21 protein-coding genes and 1 tRNA gene are annotated in these 23,578 nt (G+C 49.1%); 16 read left to right on the top strand and 6 right to left on the bottom strand.

Annotated elements, in window-relative coordinates; translation table 11 throughout:
- Positions 1-24 precede the first annotated feature (24 nt).
- The gene (ileS, locus tag MMIC_RS03360; RefSeq protein ID WP_072659048.1) at positions 25-2,799 is read left to right on the top strand and encodes an isoleucine--tRNA ligase; all 2,775 of its coding nucleotides are present in this window, start codon (positions 25-27) and stop codon (positions 2,797-2,799) included.
- Between the two features lie 139 nt (positions 2,800-2,938).
- On the opposite strand, the gene MMIC_RS03355 is transcribed toward ileS, so the two are convergent.
- From MMIC_RS03355 to MMIC_RS03335, 5 genes are all read right to left on the bottom strand, one after another.
- On the bottom strand, positions 2,939-3,679 hold the full coding sequence (locus tag MMIC_RS03355; protein ID WP_072659046.1) for a cytochrome b/b6 domain-containing protein: 741 nt from the start codon (positions 3,677-3,679) through the stop codon (positions 2,939-2,941).
- Between the two features lie 96 nt (positions 3,680-3,775).
- Entirely contained in the window at positions 3,776-4,576 is an 801-nt protein-coding gene (locus MMIC_RS03350; protein WP_072659044.1) for an FKBP-type peptidyl-prolyl cis-trans isomerase, read from the bottom strand.
- An 85-nt stretch (positions 4,577-4,661) separates the two neighbouring features.
- Positions 4,662-6,209, bottom strand: coding sequence for a glutamine-hydrolyzing GMP synthase (gene guaA, locus MMIC_RS03345; protein WP_072659043.1), 1,548 nt, complete (start codon positions 6,207-6,209; stop codon positions 4,662-4,664).
- A 156-nt stretch (positions 6,210-6,365) separates the two neighbouring features.
- Positions 6,366-7,841, bottom strand: a complete 1,476-nt coding sequence (gene guaB / locus MMIC_RS03340; RefSeq protein WP_072659042.1) for an IMP dehydrogenase — start codon at positions 7,839-7,841, stop codon at positions 6,366-6,368.
- Between the two features lie 284 nt (positions 7,842-8,125).
- On the bottom strand, positions 8,126-8,962 hold the full coding sequence (locus MMIC_RS03335; RefSeq protein WP_072659041.1) for an ion transporter: 837 nt from the start codon (positions 8,960-8,962) through the stop codon (positions 8,126-8,128).
- Positions 8,963-9,192: 230 nt separating this feature from the next.
- On the opposite strand from MMIC_RS03335, the gene rplM reads away from it, so the two are divergent.
- The 9 genes from rplM to MMIC_RS03290 all read left to right on the top strand — a co-directional run bounded on the left by rplM (position 9,193) and on the right by MMIC_RS03290 (position 16,286).
- Complete coding sequence (gene rplM / locus MMIC_RS03330) at positions 9,193-9,624, top strand: 50S ribosomal protein L13 (RefSeq protein ID WP_072659040.1); 432 nt, start codon at positions 9,193-9,195, stop codon at positions 9,622-9,624.
- 25 nt (positions 9,625-9,649) lie between these two features.
- Entirely contained in the window at positions 9,650-10,042 is a 393-nt protein-coding gene (gene rpsI, locus MMIC_RS03325; RefSeq protein ID WP_072659039.1) for a 30S ribosomal protein S9, read from the top strand.
- A gap of 131 nt (positions 10,043-10,173) precedes the next feature.
- A complete protein-coding gene (locus tag MMIC_RS03320) occupies positions 10,174-10,674 on the top strand; it encodes a M67 family metallopeptidase (RefSeq protein ID WP_083530417.1) in 501 nt (166 codons plus the stop codon).
- A gap of 1 nt (position 10,675) precedes the next feature.
- The gene (locus MMIC_RS03315; protein WP_072659038.1) at positions 10,676-12,412 is read left to right on the top strand and encodes a tetratricopeptide repeat protein; all 1,737 of its coding nucleotides are present in this window, start codon (positions 10,676-10,678) and stop codon (positions 12,410-12,412) included.
- Positions 12,409-12,948, top strand: a complete 540-nt coding sequence (locus tag MMIC_RS03310; RefSeq protein ID WP_171966445.1) for a lipoprotein insertase outer membrane protein LolB — start codon at positions 12,409-12,411, stop codon at positions 12,946-12,948. The genes MMIC_RS03315 and MMIC_RS03310 overlap by 4 nt, the downstream gene beginning before the upstream one ends.
- Positions 12,945-13,820 carry a 4-(cytidine 5'-diphospho)-2-C-methyl-D-erythritol kinase gene (gene ispE, locus MMIC_RS03305; protein WP_072659035.1) on the top strand — a complete coding sequence of 292 codons (876 nt, stop codon included), beginning with the start codon at positions 12,945-12,947 and terminating at the stop codon, positions 13,818-13,820. The genes MMIC_RS03310 and ispE overlap by 4 nt, the downstream gene beginning before the upstream one ends.
- Positions 13,811-13,885 (top strand) — tRNA-Gln (locus tag MMIC_RS03300). Before ispE ends, MMIC_RS03300 begins: the two co-directional genes overlap by 10 nt.
- Positions 13,886-13,994: 109 nt before the next feature.
- Entirely contained in the window at positions 13,995-14,942 is a 948-nt protein-coding gene (locus tag MMIC_RS03295) for a ribose-phosphate pyrophosphokinase (RefSeq protein ID WP_072659033.1), read from the top strand.
- A 21-nt stretch (positions 14,943-14,963) separates the two neighbouring features.
- Entirely contained in the window at positions 14,964-16,286 is a 1,323-nt protein-coding gene (locus MMIC_RS03290; RefSeq protein ID WP_072659031.1) for a hydantoinase/carbamoylase family amidase, read from the top strand.
- A 97-nt stretch (positions 16,287-16,383) separates the two neighbouring features.
- On the opposite strand, the gene MMIC_RS03285 is transcribed toward MMIC_RS03290, so the two are convergent.
- The gene (locus MMIC_RS03285) at positions 16,384-17,319 is read right to left on the bottom strand and encodes a carbon-nitrogen hydrolase family protein (RefSeq protein ID WP_072659030.1); all 936 of its coding nucleotides are present in this window, start codon (positions 17,317-17,319) and stop codon (positions 16,384-16,386) included.
- A gap of 527 nt (positions 17,320-17,846) precedes the next feature.
- Between MMIC_RS03285 and MMIC_RS03280 the strand changes: the two genes are divergently transcribed.
- The 6 genes from MMIC_RS03280 to MMIC_RS03255 all read left to right on the top strand — a co-directional run bounded on the left by MMIC_RS03280 (position 17,847) and on the right by MMIC_RS03255 (position 23,347).
- Positions 17,847-18,488: a 50S ribosomal protein L25/general stress protein Ctc gene (locus tag MMIC_RS03280; RefSeq protein ID WP_072659028.1), complete on the top strand. Its 642-nt coding sequence runs from the start codon at positions 17,847-17,849 to the stop codon at positions 18,486-18,488.
- A gap of 8 nt (positions 18,489-18,496) precedes the next feature.
- Positions 18,497-19,072: an aminoacyl-tRNA hydrolase gene (pth, locus tag MMIC_RS03275; RefSeq protein WP_072659026.1), complete on the top strand. Its 576-nt coding sequence runs from the start codon at positions 18,497-18,499 to the stop codon at positions 19,070-19,072.
- 2 nt (positions 19,073-19,074) lie between these two features.
- Positions 19,075-20,169: a redox-regulated ATPase YchF gene (gene ychF, locus MMIC_RS03270; RefSeq protein ID WP_072659024.1), complete on the top strand. Its 1,095-nt coding sequence runs from the start codon at positions 19,075-19,077 to the stop codon at positions 20,167-20,169.
- A gap of 54 nt (positions 20,170-20,223) precedes the next feature.
- Positions 20,224-20,757: an inorganic diphosphatase gene (gene ppa, locus MMIC_RS03265; RefSeq protein ID WP_072659022.1), complete on the top strand. Its 534-nt coding sequence runs from the start codon at positions 20,224-20,226 to the stop codon at positions 20,755-20,757.
- 90 nt (positions 20,758-20,847) lie between these two features.
- On the top strand, positions 20,848-22,848 hold the full coding sequence (locus MMIC_RS03260) for a sodium-translocating pyrophosphatase (RefSeq protein ID WP_072659020.1): 2,001 nt from the start codon (positions 20,848-20,850) through the stop codon (positions 22,846-22,848).
- 37 nt (positions 22,849-22,885) lie between these two features.
- Positions 22,886-23,347: a DUF4389 domain-containing protein gene (locus tag MMIC_RS03255; protein WP_072659018.1), complete on the top strand. Its 462-nt coding sequence runs from the start codon at positions 22,886-22,888 to the stop codon at positions 23,345-23,347.
- Positions 23,348-23,578 lie beyond the last annotated feature (231 nt).

The following is a 23,578-nucleotide window of genomic DNA, read 5'->3' as shown; positions in this document are numbered from 1 at the left end:
TAAGCATTCCTTTGGAGTTTTGCCGTGGCTGACCAAGAAACTTTTGATTATCGACCAACCGTTTTTCTACCGAAAACAGACTTTCCAATGCGTGGCAACCTGCCGCAAAATGAACCGAAACGTCTGGCAAAGTGGGAAGATGAAGACCTGTATGCCCAGATTCGTGAAGCGCGCAAGGATGCACCGAAATTCATCCTGCATGATGGCCCTCCCTACGCCAATGGCAGCATCCATATCGGTCATGCAGTTAATAAAGTTCTCAAAGATATCGTTATTCGCTCACGCTCCATGCTGGGCTTTGATGCGCCCTACGTGCCTGGCTGGGATTGTCATGGCCTGCCAATCGAACTGAAAGTTGAAGAAAAATTCAAAAAGAAAAAGCGTAAGAAAGAAGATATCTCTGATTCTGAATTCCGCACTGAATGTCGTGAATATGCCAAAGGCCAGATTGATGTTCAGCGCGAAGAATTCAAACGCCTGGGTATCACCGGCGACTGGGAAAACCCCTATGTCACCATGGACTATAAATTTGAAGCTAATACCGTTCGCGAGATCGGTAAATTTCTCGGCAATGGTGGTCTGTATAAGGGTGCGAAACCTGTGCATTGGTGCGTCTCTTGCGCCACAGCCCTGGCTGAAGCAGAAGTGGAATATGAAGATCACACATCACACTCCATTTATGTAAAATTCACTGCCGGTGAAGACCTCTCTGATATCGCGGCAGAACTCACAGGTGATGTTTCCATCGTTATCTGGACCACAACACCCTGGACCATTCCGGCCAACCTTGCCGTCTCTGTTGGCCCTGACATCGAATACTCAGCCGTACAAATCACTGATGCAGGTGATAACGCTAATCTGAAAGCCGGAGAGATTCTGATCCTTGCTGAAGATCTGCGTGAAAGTGTTATGCAGGCGATCGGAGCCGAGGGCAATGTACTGACAACCTTTGCCGGCAACAGGATGGATCGCCGTCGTTTCCGTCATCCGTATCTGAATCAGGATGCTCCGATTCTGATCGGCGATCATGTAACACTTGAAGCTGGTACAGGCTCAGTTCATACGGCTCCCGGACATGGTCAGGAAGATTACGAAATCGGTATGAAATACGGTCTGAAAGCCTTTAATCCGGTGGGAGATACCGGTGTGTTTGAAGAAGCCACACCTGTCGTAGCCGGGCGCCATGTCTATCAGGCCAATGCGATTATGGTTGAGCACCTGCTTGCGTGCGGTGCCCTGCTGGAAACCTCTCAGGTTAAACACTCATATCCACATTGCTGGCGCTGCCATAAGCCACTGATTTTCCGTGCTACACCACAATGGTTTATCTCCATGGACGCCAATGGTCTGCGTGATAAAGCGCTGGAAGAAATCAAAAAAACCCTTTGGACACCCGAATGGGGAGAAAACCGTATTCGTTCCATGGTAGAGGGACGTCCGGACTGGTGCGTATCACGCCAACGCAACTGGGGTGTGCCAATCACCGCCATTCGCTGTGCCTGCGGTTCTCACAAGGTTACCAGCCCCGAGGTTGTTGAAGGCATCGCCAAACAGGTCGAGCAAGGCGGAGCTGATATCTGGTTTGCCAAAGATGTGAGCGCGTTCCTGCCGGCAGATGCATCTTGCCCTGACTGTGGTGGTTCCGACTTTGAAAAAGAAACCGACATCCTTGATGTCTGGTTTGATTCCGGCAGTACACATGCCTGTGTACTGGAACATCGGGATGATCTAGCAAGCCCTGCTGATCTATATCTGGAAGGCTCCGATCAGCATCGCGGCTGGTTTCAATCCTCATTACTGGAGAGTGTTGGCACACGTGGAGTTGCGCCGTTCAAGGGCGTACTCACGCACGGTTTCGTTGTGGATAAAAACGGCAACAAGATGTCCAAATCCAAGGGTAACGTCATTGCACCTCAGAAGATCATCCAGCAAATGGGCTCTGATATCCTGCGCCTGTGGATCGCATCGGCTGATTATTCAGCAGATATTCGCATCTCCGATGAAATACTGAAACAGTTGGCTGAAGCTTATCGCCGTATCCGTAACACGATTCGCTTCCTGCTGGGTAATCTGGATGGCTTTGATCCGCTTCGCGATGCTGTTCCTGTCACCGAACGCACGCCTCTGGATCAGTGGGCAAGCCACAGGCTTTCACAGGTTGAACATGCTGTACATGATGCCTATGAACATTATCAGTTCCACCGTATCCATCAGGAAGTCCATAACTTCTGTTCTGTTGATCTGGGTGGTTTCTATCTCGATATCATCAAGGACCGTCTCTACTGCGATGCGACTGACTCCAGTCGTCGCGCCTCAGCACGTGCAACGCTGTTTGATCTCTCCGATACCCTGATCAGACTGATTGCACCGATTGTGCCGTTTACCGCTGATGAGGCGTGGGACTATCTGCCGGGCTCTGATGATAAGAGTATCCACCTGCAGAATTTCCATCCCGTTGCCGACATCAAAGTGGATGAAAAAGCATGGGAGGCCTTCTTTGCGCAACGTGAGCAGGTGAATATCGCGCTGGATCAAGCCAAAAAAGAGAAGATCGTAGGCTCATCCATTGCAGCAACCGTTACCGTACCAAACCTGGATCAGGCATTCGCCGAATCTCTGGGGGAAACCTGGGAACAGTTGTTCATTGTCGCAAAAGTAGAAGCCGGTGATGTTATAACTGTAAAAGCGGCTGATGGTGTGAAATGCCCGCGCTGCTGGAATTTCGGTAAAGCTGCCGAGCCAACGCACGAGATACATAACGAACTATGCCCACGCTGCTTTGGAGTAGTTGTGGACTAGGCTATGCGGTCCATTAAAGTTTCCATTCGGTCTGGGAGGGGCGAATGGCTTTGCTGCATGGAAGCAGCAGTGATATCAGGATGATAAACAAAAGGCCCCGCTTTCGCGGGGCCTTTTTTATGATTCTCGATGCATGATATTAATCGTTCAGATCTTCCGGATCCCGAGATAAGGTCTTCTTGCCGGAGAACATGGCAGAAACCAGCGATCCCCCTTCTCTGATCTCGGTTCGCACAACAACCAGAATATGCAATAGAATCAGGAACATCAGAAAATATGAAGTGTAAATATGCACTGAACCAAATGGCCCCTTGAACGCCTTCAACTCTTTATAGGCCTCGGCATCAGTTCCTGTTTTGTCATAAGGTTTAATCGTGGATGGATCAACGCCATCAGCTGCAATCTGCTGCGCAAAGGATGCACCGAATGGAGGATAATAGATGTCGGTGCCTGCACGAATGATGCCGGTCACAGCCATAATAATCAGTGAAATCATAATCACCACAACGGCCAGTCGCCCCAGCGGGTTATGCCCGAGAAACTGCTGGGGTTCGCCACTTTTCAGACTGGCATGATAGCTGGAGAGTGTAGCGCCATAACCTTTACCGGGAACAATATTGCTCCAACGGGCAAAGCGGTTGCCGATAAAGCCCCACACGAGCCTGATAGCAAGGTTGATGACAAACACATAACCGATCAGCACATGAATCGTTTTCAGTGTAATTTTTGCTTCCAGACTGGTAATGCCCATATCTTTCTTGAACAGCATCATCAGGCCCATAAATATCAGCAGAATCACAGTCGTGAAATTTACCCAATGAAATATACGTGTTGGTGCATCCCACACCCGATACTGTTTTAATAACTTTTCTTTCACCATCAACTCCAATAACCACTATTTAATTAATGAGAAACGAAAAATAAACGGCCCATATTACAGCAAAATGAAATGGCCTCCCGAAGGAGGCCACGAGTATTATTTCGCTGCTGGTTTGTCTGCAGCTTCTTGAATTGCCTTGGCAGCTGCTTCTGCAGGTGTCATGTCTGCTGCAGGCTTCGCTGCTTCAGCAGGTTTGGCGTCGCCGATGGCCAGCAGTTCAACTTCGAAAACCAACACGGAATTAGGACCGATTTTTGGACCTGCACCACGCTCGCCATATGCCAGATCAGATGGCAGCACCAGTTTATATTTGGAGCCAACACTCATCAGTTGAACACCTTCCTGCCAACCCTTGATTACACCATTGAGCGGGAAGCTGATCGGTTCACCACGAGCAACAGATGAGTCAAATTCAGTACCATCAATCAGGGTACCTACGTAATGTACTGTCACCTTGTCGGTTGCAGCAGGTTTGGCACCTTCAGCTGCCTTGATAACACTGTACTGCAAACCGCTCGCAGTTACGCTCACGCCCTCTTTCTTGGCATTTTCAGCAAGGAATGCTTCACCTGCAGTTTTATTCTTTTCACCGAGAGCTTTCTGTTCAGCTGCTTTTTTCTCGGCCTGTTTTACAAAGAAAGCCTGTTTGACTTTGCTGGCATCTTCCATGCTCATTTTAGCTTCAGCGTTGTCCAGACGATCATTGATAGCAGCTATCATTGCTGCGCGATCCAGATCAGTCCCCAGAGTTTTCAATGATTGACCGATATCCATACCGATAGCATAACCCAGTTTGGCATCATCGGAATCCAGAGACAGAGCCGGTGCTTTTTTCTCTTCCTGCTGACCGCATGCCGCAAGCATTACGACACAGGCAAGAATAAATACTTTTTTCATTGTAACTCCCTTCATATTATTTCAATAACAGCCTTATAAAAGCCTAGATTCCGACATAAGACAAGGTAAATAGGTTCGCTTTGGCCTATTCCCACTCGATCGTGGCCGGGGGTTTACCCGACACATCGTATACCACGCGATTAATGCCGCGTACTTCATTGATAATACGATTTGATACTTTAGCCAGAAGTGCATGCGGCAGTTCCGCCCAGTGTGCAGTCATAAAGTCTTGCGTTTCAACTGCACGCAGGGCAACCACCCACTCATAGGTACGACCATCACCCATCACACCAACTGATTTCACAGGCAGGAACACTACAAAAGCCTGAGACGTTTTGTCATACCAGCCTGATGCACGCAGTTCATCAATAAAAATCGCATCGGCTCGGCGTAATAGATCAGCATACTCTTTCTTCACTTCACCCAGGATTCGAACACCCAATCCCGGCCCCGGGAATGGATGTCGATAAACCATTTCACGTGGCAGTCCCAGTGCCACACCAAGCTCACGCACTTCGTCTTTGAACAGATCACGCAGAGGTTCCAGCAACTTCAGATGCAGGGTGTCCGGCAATCCGCCCACATTATGATGGCTTTTGATTGTATGTGCTTTTTTGGTTTTCGAACCGGCAGATTCAATAACATCAGGATAGATGGTTCCCTGTGCCAGCCACTTGGCATTTGGCATTCTTTCGGCTTCATCCTGGAATACATGCACGAACTCACGGCCGATAATCTTGCGTTTGGCTTCCGGGTCGGAAACACCGGCCAACTCGCTCAAGAACTTCTCTGATGCATCGACATGATCCACTTTCACACCAAGGTTACCGGCGAACATCTCCATCACCTGCTCAGCTTCGTTCAAGCGCAACAGACCATTATCTACAAAGATACAGGTCAGCTGTGCACCAATCGCGCGCTGTAAAAGTGCTGCCGCAACCGAAGAATCGACGCCTCCGGAGAGGCCCAGAATCACTTCTTCATCACCCACCTGCTCACGGATATGGGCTACAGCTTCATCGATATAGTGCGGCATAGTCCATTCACGTGCACATCCGCAAATATCATGCACAAAACGGGAAAGCATGGCTTTGCCCTGATGTGTGTGGGTAACTTCAGGATGGAACTGCAGCGCATAGAAGTGACGATTCTCATCAGCCATGCCTGCAATCGGAGTGGATTCATTGCTGCAGATAACATGGAAGCCTTCCGGCAAACCGGAGACCTTATCACCGTGGCTCATCCATACATCGAGAACTCCACCTTCCTTGTCTTCGATACCGCGCAATAGAGGGGAGTCACCACAAGACTGAATCTCAGCGTAGCCAAATTCACGCACATGGCCGGTTTCAACCGCCCCGCCCAGCTGTGCAGCCATGGTCTGCATGCCGTAACAGATACCGAGTACAGGTATGCCCAACTCAAACACACAATCCGGCGCTTTGGGCGTTTCATCTTCATATACTGAGTTCGGGCCACCGGAAAGGACGATGCCTGATGGGTTAAAAGCGCGAATTTCCGCCTCTGTCATATCCCATGGATGCAGTTCGGAATAAACCTGAGCTTCACGTACACGACGCGCGATCAGCTGTGTGTATTGCGATCCAAAATCAAGAATTAATATTTTTTCCATTAGATAAAATCCTCAGACGCAGATGAACAGAGATGCACACAGATCAAGAGATCTGCAGAACATATACATCCATCATACTCATTCTCCACCAGTCATTTGTCTTCAAAGTCATAGACAGACATCAGTGAACATCTGCGTTCATCTGTGTCTTAAATATCAGGACTCGAAGCGGTAGTTCGGGGCTTCTTCAGTTATGGTCACATCATGCACATGAGACTCACGCAGTCCCGCACCTGTAATGCGAACGAACCTGGCACGTTTATGCATCTCATCAATACTGGCTGCACCGGTGTAACCCATCGCGGCACGTAAACCACCTACCAGTTGATGCAGAATATCATTAAGCTGACCTTTATAAGCCACACGACCTTCAATACCCTCTGGAACCAGTTTCATCGCTTCATCTACATCACCCTGGAAATAACGATCCTTACTGCCCTGCTTCATGGCACCGATTGAACCCATGCCACGGTATGCTTTATAGGTGCGGCCCTGATACAGGATCTTATCGCCGGGTGCCTCTTCAGTGCCGGCAAACATGGAACCGAACATGCAGGTTGATGCACCTGCCGCCATAGCCTTGGCAAAGTCTCCCGAGAACTTGATACCACCATCCGCAATCACCGGAACACCGGCAGCTCTGCCAGCCTCTGCACACTGCATCACTGCAGTCAGCTGCGGCACACCTACACCCGCAACAATACGCGTTGTGCAAATAGACCCCGGACCAATACCAACCTTCACTGCATCCGCACCAGCATCAGCCAGATCACGAACAGCTTCCGGAGTAGCGATATTGCCGCCAATCACCTGAATCTTGTCACCATACTCACGTTTGATTTCACGTACCTGATTAATCACACCCTGTGAATGACCATGTGCAGTATCAACAATAATTGCATCTATGCCCGCCGCATACAGTGCTTCAAAACGCTGCATTTCAGCATCACCAACACCAATCGCCGCTGCAGCCAGCAGACGACCGAGGTCATCGCGCACCGCATTCGGATTGGCAGAAGATTTTTCAATATCACGTACAGTAACCATGCCCTGCAGGCGACCTACAGCATCTACAACCGGTAATTTTTCAATGCGATGCAAGCGAAACAGATCCTTGCAGGTATCAAGATCAACGCCATGTTCAACTGACACCAGACGATCCTTTGGTGTCATCATATCCACAACCTTGCTGTTAGGATCACGTTCAAACCGGATGTCCCGGTTGGTAATGATGCCACAGACTTTGCCATCATTATCCAGCACAGGGAATCCAGAGAAACCATGTTCGGCAGCCAGAGCATGCATCTGCGCCAGTGTAGTATCAGGTGTTACGGTCAATGGTTCCTGCACCACACCTGCTTCGAAACGTTTTACGCGTCTGACTTCAGCAGCCTGTTCGACAGGGGTCATATTTTTATGGATAACGCCGATGCCACCTTCCTGAGCCAGCGCAATAGCAGTTCCGGATTCAGTCACTGTATCCATTGCTGCAGAAATCACAGGGATATTCAGGCGAATGTTTTTGGTAAGTTGTGCTGAGGTATCAACCCCTCGCGGCATTACGCTGCTTGCCTGAGGCACCAGCAACACATCATCAAAGGTCAGGCCTTCTCCAAGCAGTTGATCGTTCATGCAGTCTACCTCCAGCGTATCCTATATCAGGGAGGGCGGCATGATAGCGGAACAACCCGCTTCCCGAAAGACGCTTTACTATCTAGCCAGAATTAGTCCATAACCGTGTTGTCGTGCCCGTGTCAGAACAAGCACTTCAGCATTCCATATACATGTACTGATGGGAGCCCCCTCTTCAGAACTCGCTGCAAATAAATATTCGGCACAATGATCTCAGCGATCAAATCGTAAATGGCCTAGCCAGATACATCCGCCTGGAGAGTTCATGATATTAGTGAAACAGGCTAGGCATCATCCTCCTCAAACAGCTCCGGCTGTGCCTGCTCCTGCTCAGTAGCGCAATGCGGGCAATAGAGATAATCAGGGGCAATGCCATGATTACAAGATACGCATTTGGCAGAGTTATTGATCATTCGACCGACTTTGACTGATATGACAGCGGTTACCATCGCAAACATGCAGATACCAGACATGATCAAGCTCGCAGCGAGCATCTTGCCAGCCGCAGTTTGCGGCACAAAATCACCATAACCAACGGTACTCATGGTTACCAGCGACCACCACGTCCCTTCAAATGCATTGGAATACGTTTGTGGTTCAAGAATATAAATCAGATTACCGACCATCACAGAAATCAGACCAATCGTCCCCAATACACCCATAAGTAATTTAAGAGAACCCTTCAGGGATGCAAACAACGAACGAACAACCGGAAACGAAATAGCCACCCTGATCACACGTGCAAGGCGCAGTAAACGCACGAGAACAAAAGAATCGCCAACAATAAACAGAGGTAATACGGTGATTAAATCTACGATACCATTAAAACTCAGCAGATAATGTCTGCGGTTGCGAGCGGCATAAACTCTCAAAACATACTCAACCGCAAAAGCATAAAGGACCCAGCGCTCAAACTGGTGAATTTCCTCACCCCACTTTTCATTGTAAACATCGACTGTGTTAACCATGGAGCCAATCACTACGACCATGATCAGAGAAAGCATACCCCAATTGGTTACACGGCCAGCCAATGTCCTGGTATCAAAAAGAAGTTCATTGAGATATTTTCTAGGTACACTCAAATGCAGATGATGGTCAGATTCCAATTTCACATCTTTCATATACGCCCACTCTCACTGGTTTAGTCTTCGAACAACCAATGGGGATAGCAAGATAGCGGCCAGATTTAGTCACACATCAAGGCTGAGTAATAATTGATAAGCAAAGAGATCAATCTTGTACTGTTTAGGCAATTGACAACAACCTGACCCCACTTATAATGCGCCGCCCCTGCAGGACAGACCCCGATATTATGGCCTGTCAGAATGACCGTAAATATGGAGAAAAATAAATGAGTACTTGGACTGTTCGCCCTGGCGATGTTGAGCGCAAATGGTACATTGTTGATGCCACTGACCTTATTCTTGGCCGCCTGTCTACTCAGATCGCAACTGTTCTGCGCGGTAAACACCGTCCAGAGTACACACCACACGCTGATTGTGGTGACCACGTAATCGTGATCAATGCAGACAAAATTGCAGTAACCGGCAACAAAGAAGCCGATAAAATCTATTATCGCCACTCGGGTTATGCCGGTGGTATTAAAAGCATTACGCTTGAAAAACAGCGTGAAAAACATCCAGAGCGTATCATCGAAGCTGCCGTTAAAGGCATGATGCCAAAAGGCCCGTTGGGCCGCGCTATGCTGAAGAAGCTGAAAGTATATGCAGGTGGAGATCACCCGCACACTGCTCAGCAGCCTGAAGCAATGAAACTGAACTAAGCAAAAGCAGACAGAGGAACTAACGATGGCAGAAACAACTTATCGCGGCACTGGCCGCCGCAAGCGCAGCGTAGCCCGTGTAATCATTCAGCCTGGTAAGGGTGAAATTCAGGTTAACGGTCGCGAACTGGATAATTACTTCCCGGTCGAAATCATTCGTCAGCAGGCGATTTTGCCTTTGACTGAAACCCAGCTTACCGGTCGCATTGACGTTCGCGTGAATGTATTCGGCGGTGGTGTGTCCGGTCAGGCCGGTGCGATCCGTCACGGTATTGCACGTGCACTGATTGAATACGATTCAGGTCTTCGTCCTGCATTGAAAGCATTAGGCTTCCTGACTCGTGACTCACGTAAGGTTGAACGTAAGAAAGCTGGTCTGAAAAAAGCACGTCGTGCTCCGCAGTTCTCAAAACGTTAAGATTCTATCTGTTCATCAAAAAGGGAGGGCTTTGGCCCTCCCTTTTTTTATGTCTTTTCACATGAGATTTGCGGGTTAGCTTGAGCCTCGCTAAAACGAATGAAGCGACAGCCCAAAACCGGAGCAATCACGTGACTACCCCAGCTTACGAACCTGAACGATTCACCAGCCCAGAATATTTGGCAGTGATTGATGAAGAAACATCACCATCACAGTTCAATATCCCCGCCTCATGCCTGAAAGCGATTCAACTACAGGGAGAAGCCGGATTCCCGCATGAAATCTGCGGCCTTCTAGTCGGCAATATTTCAGACAACAGCTGGAACATCTGTGAAGTTCATCAGGTAGCCAACCTTAACGATGAACGCGCAGCCGACCGCTTTATGCTTGATCCTGCCGGCTATCAAGCTGTAGACAAAGCATTGCGCGGCTCAGGCATGGAGATTGTCGGTGTTTATCATTCACATCCAAACTGCCCTGCCAAACCATCTCCCACTGATCTGGAAAGTGCCTGGGATGGATTCGCATACCCGATTGTTAGTATCTGCGACGGCACAGCTGCCGACTTCAAGTGCTGGAGCCTGAATAGCGCAGCCACGGCTTTTCAGAACATTGCAGTTGTGGAACTGTAATATGTTCAGAACCCCAGGTATTTCTATCCTTGCAATACTCTGTGCCCTTGTTTTGTCTGCCTGCGGCAGCAGCATGCAAAAAACGGCAACAGAGCAAGTAAGCGAAAAAACAAGCTCAAGCCGTGCTGACATCATGCAGATGGATACCCAGTTCCTCTATCTGGCATCGCAGGATGCATTGAAAGAGGGCGACCACCAACTCGCTATTGAATTGCTTTCCGCACTGGTAGAAAAAGATGCAACGGCCATCACCCCTCGCATACAACTGGCCGCACTGCTGTTGCAATCAGGCAGACAAGCTGATGCCGAGCAACACGTCACAGATCTGTTAGTTGAGCCTGCCCTCTCAGCCGAACAGTTTGAACAACTCAAATTGACGCAGATCAAAATGCTTGTTGCAAAAAACAAGATGGATCTAGCCCTCACCGAACTCGACGGATTCCTCAAAACCCGCCCTGCCCATCTTGCAGCACGTGAAATTCAGGCCCGCATATTTGCCAATCAGGACCGTCTGGATGAAGCACTGACTGCGATGGATGCAGCCATTGCAGCAGAGGAGTTACCTGAATTTCGCCTGCTACAGGCTCAACTGTTATTAAAGAACAATGATTTGATGGCAGCCAGAGTTTCATTAAGACGCATGCTGAAGCTGGAACCGGCCAGTGATACGGCTGCCATTATGCTCAGTGGCATTGCATTGAAAGAAAACAAAGCCGATCAAGCTGAAGACATTCTGCGTCAGTTTTTGGCAAATTATCCCGAGGCAGTACGCATCAGCCATGTGTTGGGACAACTACTGCTCGAACAGAACCGTATTGCAGAAGCCATCCTGATTTACCGGGATGCTGAAGTGGCTTCAGGCGGTGGCAATCCCGACATTCTCAGATCACTGGGTATGCTCTACTTCCGCCATCAGGATTTCGGCAAGGCTGAAGAAACATTCAGCAAACTGGTTGAACTGGTTCCGACAGATCAATCCCGCTTCTACTATGCAACCAGTCTGGAAGCCCTGCTGAAGACTCAGAAAGCCAGGGAGATCTATGCCGCCATCGATATAAATGGTCCGATGGGTCGCGATGCGCAGATTCGTCTGGCCGGCATTGATTTTGGTGATGGTAAACTCAATCAGGCTGAAGCACGGCTACTTCATATTGTAAAAGAACAACCCGAGAATATGGAAGCATTCATGATGCTGACAGGCATCTGGCTGGCACAGAAACAATTCAAAAAAGTCATTTCAAAAACGCTGCCATTGCTCGCCAACAACAAGCTTCATCCGCAGATTCTATTTAACCGCGCAGTCGCTTACGAACACCTGAAGCAATATGAAGGTGTTGAGGCCATGCTCACCAGAGTGATCACGAAATTTCCCAAACATAGTGAAGCGTTGAATTTCCTGGGATATACCTATGCCATTCAGGGTATCAATCTGAATAAGGCTGAGTCCCTGATCAAACGCGCACTACAGAAGAAACCGGGGGATGGTTATTACCTGGACTCTCTGGCATGGGTCTATTTCCGCATGGGTAATTATGCCAAAGCGCTGGAAACCCAGAAAATGGCACTCCAGAGTATTTCTGATGATGCAGTCATGTTCGAACACTATGGCGACATACTATGGAAAAATGGTGAATTTGATCCGGCACGCAAAGCATGGCAAAAAGCCATCGATCTGGACTCAGAAAACCACAACGATTTGAAAAACAAAATTGCCGACGGACCTGGACTCAATCAGTGAGAGCATTGATGCGACGCCTGTATGCACCCGCACTGTTACTGCTGCTGGGCCTGCTTGTCGCCGGCTGCGCAAAAAAAATCGATACTGAGACAGCCACCGGTATCGGCCCCTACCCTGAGTTCTCCGGTCGTTTGATTGTTATTGAACCCAAACGCCGCTGGCAGGTTTCGGTAAACTGGCAATCATCATCTCCCGAAAAAGGCTGGTTACGGCTGACACATGCAGTGAGCGGCACTGTGGTGGATTTCCGCTGGTCGCACGACTTCATGGAAGTCAGAGACAACAACAACGGCTACTGGAAAAACATAAGCCAACAACAACTGGGCAAGCAGGGCATCGTGCTGCCACCGCAACAACTGGCCAGTGTACTGCTTGATGAAATGCCCTCGCACTTCAAAAAGAAAAACGGCAACACATGGGAAAGCACAGCATCGGGCAGCCTGATCCGGCTTGAGTGGAAGGCTGAAAAACAACAGCTGATCATGACCGATATGTTGCATGGCCGTCGTGCAACACTGATTATTCAACCATCATGATTCATCTCGCTGCCCCCGCCAAGATCAACCTGCATCTCTACGTCACAGCCATACGGCCAGATGGCATGCACGAACTGGATACCAGCTTTGCCTTTACCGAAGCATCTGACCTGCTGAGTATCGAAAGATCAGAGCTCATCCAGGTTGGCTGTTCAAATGAACAGCTCAGCGGTGAAAAGAATCTGGTGTTCAAAATTCTGCGAGCCTTCAAAGAGCAATACGCAGTTGAGCAGGGCCTGAGCGTTTTTATTGAAAAGAATATCCCCGAGCAGGCAGGGCTTGGCGGCGGTTCATCCGATGCAGCAACCGCACTGTTAGCCGCCAATAAACTATGGGGCATCCATGCAAGCATGGATCAGCTGATCGCTTTCGCTACTCCATTTGGCGCCGATATCCCATGCTTCCTGTTTGGCCAGGCCAGCATTGCACATGGCATTGGTGAAAAACTACAGGAATACCCGCAAAAACTGCCTGCCAAACAACTACTGCTGGCCTGGCCTGGAACGGGTCTATCCACAGCGGAAGTATTTCATCACTTTGATCAATCTGTTGCGAGTGGCGATCACACGTTGACCAGTCCAAAGGGGGTGGATACCATCCGCCGCGACTCAGGCAGCCTTGGAGAAAATGATCTTGAAGGCAGTGCTTGCAGCTTGAGTCCTGAGGTTTCGCAACTATTGCAACACCTGCGAAATCACTCGGAAAAAGCATGGATGAGTGGAAGCGGCTCAACCTGTGTAGCCCTGTTTGACGATCTACGTCAGGCCAATGCAATGGCTGATACGTTGAAACAGCTGGGTCTTGCGACCTGGACACATGTTGGAAATATTCACAGTCGGCATCCATTGCAGGCGGAACATATTGGGACGTAGCCAAGCGGTAAGGCAGCGGGTTTTGATCCCGTCATGCGCAGGTTCGAATCCTGCCGTCCCAGCCAGTTTGTTGAACAGATGCTGATCAATGCTATCCGGCTATTTAGTCAGCACGTAAAAGCAAAATCCGGTTTGTCGAACAGGCGGACCGGGCGTTACACGGAGGTGTAATTCATGTATCACGAAAAACTTCGGCTCTTTTCGGGCACCTCCAATCCACCTTTGGCTCAAAGTATCTGTGACCATATTGATCATCCGATGGGTGATCTCTACTTCCAGCGTTTTTCAGACGGCGAAATTTTTCTTCAGGTTCGTGAAACCATTCGAGGGCTGGATGCATTTTTCATCCAGAGCACCAGCAAACCATGTAATGCCAATCTGATGGAGCTGCTGATTTTCATTGATGCAGCCAAGCGTGCATCAGCCCGCAATATCTGCGTTGTCATCCCCTACTTCGGTTATGCGCGCCAGGATCGTAAAAGTGCGGGCCGCACTCCGATTTCAGCCAAACTGGTCGCCGATCTGATTTCACGTGCCGGTGCAACCCGCGTACTGACTCTCGATCTGCATGCCACCCAGATTCAGGGTTTCTTCGATATCCCGGTTGATAACATTTTCGCTATCCCGCTCTTCTCTAAAGACATTGAAGAGAAAAATAACCTCGATGATATTATGATTGTCTCACCCGATGTTGGTGGTGTGGTGCGTGCACGTGCTCTGGCTAACCGCCTGCATGTGGATATGGCTATCGTGGATAAGCGACGCCCTGCCCCGAATGTGGCAAAAGTGATGAATATCATCGGTGATGTTGCCGGCAAACACTGTATCCTGATTGATGATATGGTGGATACCGCAGGTACTCTGTGCGGTGCTGCCGAAGCACTGCTTGAACAGGGGGCCACGAAAGTGTCCGCATACTGTTCACATGGTGTTCTCTCAGGCCCTGCTGCGGAAAGACTGGCTGATTCCTGTCTGAATGAGCTGGTGATCACCGACAGCATCCTGCAACCGGACAGAATCATGGATACCGGCAAGGTGCGCATCATTTCTATCGCACCCCTCATGGGTGAGGCCGTAACGCGCATCTATGATGCCCGTTCTATTTCCAGCCTCTACGAGTAATCAAGGGCTCATAGCCCTCTCATGGCTTCTGCATCACTAATACATATTGATACAGCGGCCATTGCAGCCCACTATGACCGCCTTCACAGCATGGGCGGTGATATTGCGAACGGTTTTGATCGTCCCGCCTACTCGAATGAAGAGAGCATGGTGATGCAGTATTTCGCAGAACAGGCTGAACTCTCCTCCTTAAACCATCACTACGATAGCGTTGGCAATCTTGTTATTGAAAGTACGGGTGCATTCGATCACTGGATTGAAACAGGTTCGCATGTAGATACTGTACCCGGTGGCGGCAATTTTGATGGCCTTGCCGGTGTTGTCGCTGGCTTTGTCGCTCTGCACAGCATCATCAAATCAAACAGAGAACTTCATCGTGGTCTGCGCTTACGTATCTGGCGTGCAGAAGAGTCCGCCGCATTCGGCATTGCCTCTATCGGCTCACTCGCTGCATTCGGACAACTTCCAGCTTCATCTCTTGGCATGGATTACCGGAGCAAAACCCTGCGTCAAGCCATGTCCGATCATGATGTTGATCCGGCAGTCATAGAAACCAACACGCCATCGATCACAACCGAAGAGAAAGAGCACATCACCGCCTATATCGAATTACATATTGAACAGGGTAAAGTCCTGGAAACAGAGCAGTGTGAAATCGGCATTGTCACAGCCATTCGCGGCTCGAAACGCAGCTGGGTGAAGCTGACAGGAACGTTTGATCATTCAGGTGCTACCCCCATGGGTTACAACTACAGACAGGACTGTAACCTTGCCATGGCCTATATGCATGTTCGCCTTGATACACTGCTGAGCGAATTCAACACTGCAGGTGCCGATCTGGTACAAACCATTGGCATCATCAATGGTGCTGATCATTTAACTGCTGAACTGCGCAACAATGCCGTCAGCAAAGTCAGCGGTGTTTCCTGTTTCTCTTTTGAAGTGCGCGGCTGTGAAGCCGAACAGGTCTCTGACTACTCGCAACAGGCTGAAAAACTGATGCAGCAAACGGCTGCAGAATTCGGTATTTCAGTCGAGTTCGACACCTTCTCGGAACAGGGCGGTATCGCTCAACTGGATGCGTCCCTGCAAAGCTTACTGGCAGTGCATTGCGACAAGCTCGAACTCTCACATATCAACCTGCCCAGCGGTGCCTGGCACGATGCAGGCACGGTAGCGCAGCAGATCCGTGCAGATGGTTCCCATATTCCCACTGCCATGATCTTCATCCCCTGCAAAGCTGGCATCAGCCACTCCCCGCTCGAACACGCCACAGACAAACAGATTGCCAACGGAACATCCCTGCTCGCCAACACTATGCTTCATCTGGCTGCTCAGGATTAACAATCCTCCACTGCCCCCTATTCAGGATACAATCGATATAAGGTCGACTAGATTTACAACTAAAATACTCTGAAAAAGTCCATTCAAAGCAGATTAACTATTCAAATTCAATTGGCCTTTGGGGCTTTGTATTTACATGAAGTGTAAAAATATCCGGTCTCGCATAATGCCCTGTAACATCAAGAGCACGTTTTGCCGCACTGGCAAGTTTTGGATCTATATCAGCATAGAGTAAGCCCTTTTCCTGGTGCATTGGACCTGCCACGATCTCACCACCCGGTGCGATCACGACAGAATCCCCCGGATTAATCCATTCTTCTGAAGAGGGATATAGAGCATCTCTATTTGGAAAGTCAGCAGGAATATCATTGTTTGCCAGAATAACGCCGCTGCTTATAACCCAGCAACGCCCCTCACGGGCAATATGCTGCATTGTTCCAATCCAGCCATCGCCACTGTCATAAGTGGGTGCAATATACACTTCTACCCCTTGAGCATAGAGAATGTATCTCGTTAGAGGCATATAATTTTCCCAGCACAACAATGTACCTATCATTCCACAGGGAGTATCAAGTACATTCAAACCAGTAGCATCTCCAAAGCCCCATACCATACGTTCCGGGTTGGTTGGCATTAACTTGCGATGGCGATTAATAACATCTCCTTCTGGTCCAATTATGATTACAGTGTTGTACAGAGTAGCCTTACTTAAACTCCCGTCTCGTTCATTCAGACCACATACGATTGTTATTGCGTGTTTCTTCGCCATTTCGTAAAGCGGAACCAGTTGATCGGACTTCAGTTCAACAGCATTATCCAACAAACGAGTATGTAGAGACTCACTTAAACCCCAATCCCCACCAGGTCGGAGTCGCCATATCCAAGCAGGATAACCTGCAATAAACGCCTCCGGGAAGATCACCATCTCTGCACCATGGGTTACTGCCTGGTCAATCATACGAACAGCCTTTTCAATTGTCTTTTCACGATCTAGCAGTACAGAAGATTCTTGAACGATTGCAATTTTAGGCATGGCAGATACTCCTACTGACTAAATAGCACAATATAACCTACTTGTATAGTCGGTTACTCCGATTGAAGGTCCAGATTCTCAATATTGGAAACAGTAAGCTCCGTCCATCATACCCATGCCATGATGCGTTACTCGAATGTTCTAATTTGTCAGAAACAGGTATGAAGAGAGGAATTATCAATTGCATTCGCCTGCACAATGAGTGCAATGTTCTGCTGATTCGATTGCTGTAAATAAAACAGAGGTGAACAATGGATAAAACATTGGCATTAAAACTGATCGTTGTTTGTATTATCTGCCTCAGCTCTATAACCGGTCTGGTATTTTTATGGCAGTGGCTCAGCTCATGATCTATTGAAATGAATCAGCGTTGCAGCCAAGGCATGGGCAGCCGGGAAAAGTCATGCGATACTTAAGATATTGGACTTTTATGATCGCATGCCTAGAGTGCGCGCCCGCGTTGGGAACCATAGCTTTCTAACGCCGCCGTGACGGGATAACCCGACGGTGCATTTTTGGAGGAAATCATGACTGATTTTGTTGTTGAAGCTGAGCTTCGCGAAGAAACTGGCCGGGCTGCTACACGTCGCCTGCGTCGCGCTGGTAAAATGCCAGGTATTATTTACGGTGGTGACAAGCCTGACCTTGCTATCACTATGGACTACAACACTGTAAGCAAGCTGCTCAACGAAGAAGCTTTCCACACTTCCATGCTTGAAGTGAAGGTTAAAGGCTCTCGTGGCAAAAACACAGTGCTGCTGAAAGACTCCCAGTGGGATCCGATTCTGGATACCGCTACTCACCTCGATTTCTTCCGTGTATCCGGTGCAGATGCCATCACCATGGATGTTCCTGTTCTGGCTGTTAACTTTGAGAAATGCCCTGGCGTTGCCAAGGGCGGTCTGGTTGCACTGATTCGTCACACACTTGAAGTTTCCTGCCGTGCAGACTCTATCCCTGAGCACATCGAAGTTGATTGTTCTGAACTGGATATGGGCGATACCGTTCATATTGAAGACATCACTTTGCCAGAAGGCGTTGAAGTCTTCCATGATGTGAACTTCACCGTACTGAACCTTGCACCGCCTAAACAAGCCAGCGGTGGTGATGCTACTGGTGATGAGCTTAGCGAAGAAGCGGAAGCAGAAACAACACCTGACAGCGAGTAAATCAGCAGATGAAACTGCTTGTAGGGCTGGGTAATCCCGGCAACAAGTATGAGAAAACACGCCATAACATCGGCTTTCGTTTTCTCGATCTGTTAGCAAAACATGAGGGGCTGCGCTTTGACGCGGCCCCTCGTTTTCATGCGGAAAGCGCGACCTGGGAAACCAGTGCCGGACGAATTCTGCTGGTCAAACCTCAAACATTCATGAATCACAGTGGTGATGCAGTCGCAGCCCTGGCACGTTATTATCAGGTAGATGAGCAGGATATCTTTGTTGTTTACGATGACCTTGACCTGCCCAGCGGCAAGTTACGCATTAAAAAAGGTGGTGGGCACGGCGGACACAATGGCCTGCGTTCGATCAATACTCACCTGCCAACAGCAGATTATGTTCGCATAAAAATCGGTATCGGTCGTCCTGTTCATGGTGATGTATCAGCCTGGGTACTCGGCAAAGCTGATGAAGGTGACCGGGCAGATGAGAACAGGGTACTGGCAGCCCTGCTGGATGAAACCGGACGTCTGTTATCCGGTGAAACAGACAAAGCGGCCAATCGTATTCACTTAACACTTCAGGAGTCTTAATCATGGCTTTAAGTATCGGTATCGTCGGTCTGCCCAATGTTGGCAAATCCACCCTGTTTAATGCATTAAATGGTGGAGGCGCAGAGGCAGCCAACTACCCTTTCTGCACCATTGATCCCAATGTCGGCATTGTACCTGTGCCGGATAAACGTATTGACGCTCTCTCTGCCATCGTGAATCCACAAGCTGTTCAGCATGCTATTGTTGAATTTGTTGATATCGCAGGGCTAGTAGCAGGAGCTGCCAGCGGTGAAGGGCTCGGCAATAAGTTCCTCGCCAATATCCGTGAATGTGCTGCCATTGCGCATGTGGTGCGCTGCTTCGATGATGAGAATGTAACACATGTGGCGGGAAAAATTGACCCGCTATCCGATATCGAAATCATCGACACCGAGTTGATGCTCAAAGACATGGATGGTATCCAGAAGGGTTTGGTTCGCATTGAAAAACTGGCCCGCACTGGTGATAAGGATGCCAAAGCTCAGGTTGAGGTATTCAAAAAGGTGAGCCAGGGACTTGAAGATGGTATTCCTGTCCGCCGTCAGGGCCTGAGTTCCGATGATATGGATAAAGTGAAAGGGCTCTGCCTGCTGACTGCCAAGCCTGTTCTTTATGTCACCAATGTCGATGATGCATCGCTACCGGATGGCAATGCGTATGTTGAACAGGTTCGCGCCTTTGCTGCAGAAGAAGGTGCCGGTGTCGCTGTTGTTTCTGCACAGATCGAAGCCGAGCTGGTTGAAATGGATGAGGAATCACAGACAGAGTTCCTTGCTGATCTTGGCCTCTCAGAGCCAGGTCTGAATACTGTTATCCGGGAGGCATACACACTGCTGGATCTGATCTCCTATTTCACTGCTGGTGTAAAAGAAGTACGTGCATGGACCATCCATCGCGGTGATACAGCTCCGAAAGCGGCGGCCGTGATCCATAATGATTTCGAAAAGGGATTCATCCGTGCTGAAACCATCGCATTTGAAGACTTTGTCTCATTCGGCGGTGAAGCCAAATCCAAGGAAGCAGGCAAAATGCGACTCGAAGGTAAGGATTACGTGGTTAAAGACGGCGATGTGATGCACTTCCGCTTTAACGTATAATGGACTAAGATCTGTCTAATTTCAGAATAACTAACAGTAAGAGGGAGACCCATCGTGGATATTACTAAAATTCCAGCCGGCTCAAATCCGCCTGAAGATATCAATGTCGTGATCGAAGTGCCGCAGCACGGCGATCCGATTAAATATGAACTGGATAAAGATTCAGGCGCCGTATTTGTGGACCGCTTCATGCACACAGCTATGCACTATCCGTGTAACTACGGTTTTGTTCCAAATACGCTCTCAGATGATGGTGACCCGGTAGATGTGCTGGTGGTATCACAGTTTCCTCTGATTCCAGGCTGCGTTATTAACTGTCGTCCGGTTGGCGTTTTACAGATGGAAGATGAAGCGGGCATGGATGCCAAAGTTCTGGCAGTTCCTTCTTCCAAACTGAAGCCGGTTTATTGCAACGTGCAAGGGCCTGAAGACCTGCCCGGATTCCTGACTGACCAGATCAGGCATTTCTTTGAGCACTATAAAGATCTGGAAAGTAACAAGTGGGTGAAAGTAACAGGCTGGGGTGATGCGGAAGCAGCAAAAAAAGAAGTGATGGATTCAGTAGAAGCATATAAAGCTGAAGCTTGACGCACAGGACATGAATCATCAGAAAGGTGGCTGAGCAATCAGCCACCTTTTTTTTTGGAGTGAATATAGAAACACACAGGGAGAATTAGTATGGGAGAAAACATGATTCCGATCATTTTTGGCGGGATAGGCTTAATCATTGCAATGTTTCTTTATCAGTCGGTGAAAAAATATCCGGCAGGTGAAGGTAAAGTTCTTGAAATAGCAGAGGCCATCCATCATGGAGCCATGGTGTTCATGAAGCGTGAATATTCTATTCTGGTCGCTTTCATTATCATTGTTGCAGCAATACTGGCATTCACTCTGGGGCAAAACACTACAATCTCATTTTTACTCGGTGCCATCTGCTCGGCACTTGCAGGTTACATCGGCATGTTCTCGGCAACTCAAGCCAATGTACGTACTGCCACGGCAGCTCAGACTCACGGAGCCGCAACTGCCCTGACCATCGCCTTCTATGGTGGCTCCATCATGGGGCTGGTCGTTGCATCTCTTGGCCTGCTGGGCCTTGGTACGCTTTACCTATTGTTCGGCGGCAACCCCGAAACTGCCCATGCCATTCACGGCTTTGGCATGGGCGCATCATCAGTCGCGCTGTTCTCCCGCGTGGGCGGTGGCATCTTCACCAAAAGCGCCGATGTCGGTGCCGATCTGGTGGGTAAAATCGAAGTCGGTATTCCTGAAGATGATCCACGCAATCCCGGTGTGATTGCCGATAATGTGGGTGATAATGTGGGTGATGTAGCCGGCATGGGCTCAGACATTTTTGAGTCCTACTGTGGCGCGATCATTGCCACGATTGCCATGGCCTCAACCATGGCCGCAGACATTCTTGATCCGCTGGGTCAACAGCAGTCATTGATGTTCCTGCCTCTGGCTCTGGCATCAGTTGGCCTGATCTGCTCTATTCTCGGCATTGCTCTGGTTAAAGCATCGGCAAACAGGGATCCTCAGCTCGCGCTGCGTATCGGCACTATCGGCGCATCGGTTATCTTTATCATTGCCGCATTCTTCCTTGTCAGCTTTATTCAGGTCTCAACCTCGGTGTGGGGCGCAGTCGTAGCTGGCGCTATTGGAGGCATTATTATCGGTATCGTCACAGAGTATTATACCGGTGGGAAACCGGTTCGTGATATCGCTCAGTCAGGTGAAACCGGCCCTGCCACAGTGATGATATCAGGCCTTGCTATTGGCATGGAATCTGTGGTTATCCCGGTATTAACCATTGCCGCAATTATTTTTGCATCCACCATGCTGGCCGGTATCTATGGGGTTGGTATCGCCGCTGTCGGTATGCTGGCAACTGTAGGCATCACCATGGCTATCGATGCCTATGGTCCGGTTGCTGATAATGCCGGCGGTATAGCCGAAATGGCAGGTATGGGTGAGGACACACGCAAGATTACCGATTCACTGGATGAACTGGGCAACACCACTGCAGCAATCGGCAAAGGTTTTGCCATCGGTGCAGCTGCGCTCGCAGCGCTGGCTATTATTGCTGCTTTTGTGGAAACCATCTCACTGCATAATAAGGGTTTCTCACTCAGCCTAAGTGAACCACTGGTTCTGATCGGTCTGTTTATCGGCGGCATTTTCCCTTTCCTTGTAGCTTCGCTGACCATGACCGCTGTGGGTGATGCCGCATTTGAAATGATTAAGGAGATTCGCCGCCAATTCCGTGAAATTCCTGGATTAATGGAGGGTACTGGCAAACCCGATCATGCTTCATGCATTAATATTGCTACCACCGCAGCTTTGAAGAAGATGGTGCTACCCGGTGTGCTGGCAGTTGCATCCCCGGTTGTCGTTGGTTTCGGATTAGGAGCACAGGCTTTGGGTGGCATGCTGGCCGGTGCGCTGGTCTGTTGCGTACTGATGGCTTTGATGATGGCCAATGCAGGCGGGGCCTGGGATAATGCCAAGAAGCATGTGGAAAAAGGTAACCTTGGTGGCAAAGGTTCTGATGTACACGCTGCAGTCGTTGTCGGAGACACTGTGGGTGATCCGTTCAAAGATACCTCCGGCCCATCCATGAACATTCTTATTAATGTGATGGCCATCGTATCTTTGGTGATCGCTCCTCTGCTATAATAGCGGCAACTAAGCCTGAATAAGAGGAGTCGACATCATGAGTGATGATCTGAAAGAAAATGTTATGGATACCAACATCTGGCTACGTCTGGTGTTTATGCTGGTGTTTGCCGTCATCTTCGGTGCAACACGTCTGGTTCTGGTAGTTGTCATTGCAGCACAGTTTCTCTGGGTACTGTTTACCGGCAAGAGAAACGACAAATTGCTTGCCTTTGGTAGTCAGTTGGCCACGTTCATTTACCAGATTTATCGTTATCTGAGCTTCAATACAGAAAAACGTCCGTTTCCATTTGATGATTTCCCAACTGCTGAAGCACTGCTCGATGACAGTGTAGAGGAGCCAGTAAAAGAAACAGCTGAACCCGCCCCGGAGAATGAGGCTCCGGCAGAAGCAGCTGAACCTGAAGCTGGCGATGATACAATAGAAGAAACCAGCAATACTGAAGAAACATCCCCAGAGACAGATGTTGAAGCAGCAGAGAAAAACAAAGCTGAATAAATCAGACCGGTGATATCAGTTATAAGGGGGATATCACCGACAATCTCCGGACATTAGACCAGTCTGTCAAATGAAGTTCCGCTTGTTGATCCCCCGCTGGCAGGACAGGGAACCCGAAGGGCAGGCTGGTTTCGGGGAGCCCTTCTTTCGTTCTTTCTTGGGCAGCAAGAAAGGACAAGTGTATTCATACACTTGATAACTACCGGTAATTGATCACAAACATCTTCCATC

Origin of the sequence: Mariprofundus micogutta (assembly GCF_001895085.1) — a bacterium.
GTDB lineage: Bacteria > Pseudomonadota > Zetaproteobacteria > Mariprofundales > Mariprofundaceae > Mariprofundus > Mariprofundus micogutta.
Note: the sequence above shows the minus strand (reverse complement) of the source record. Positions and strands in the feature narration are given on the sequence as shown.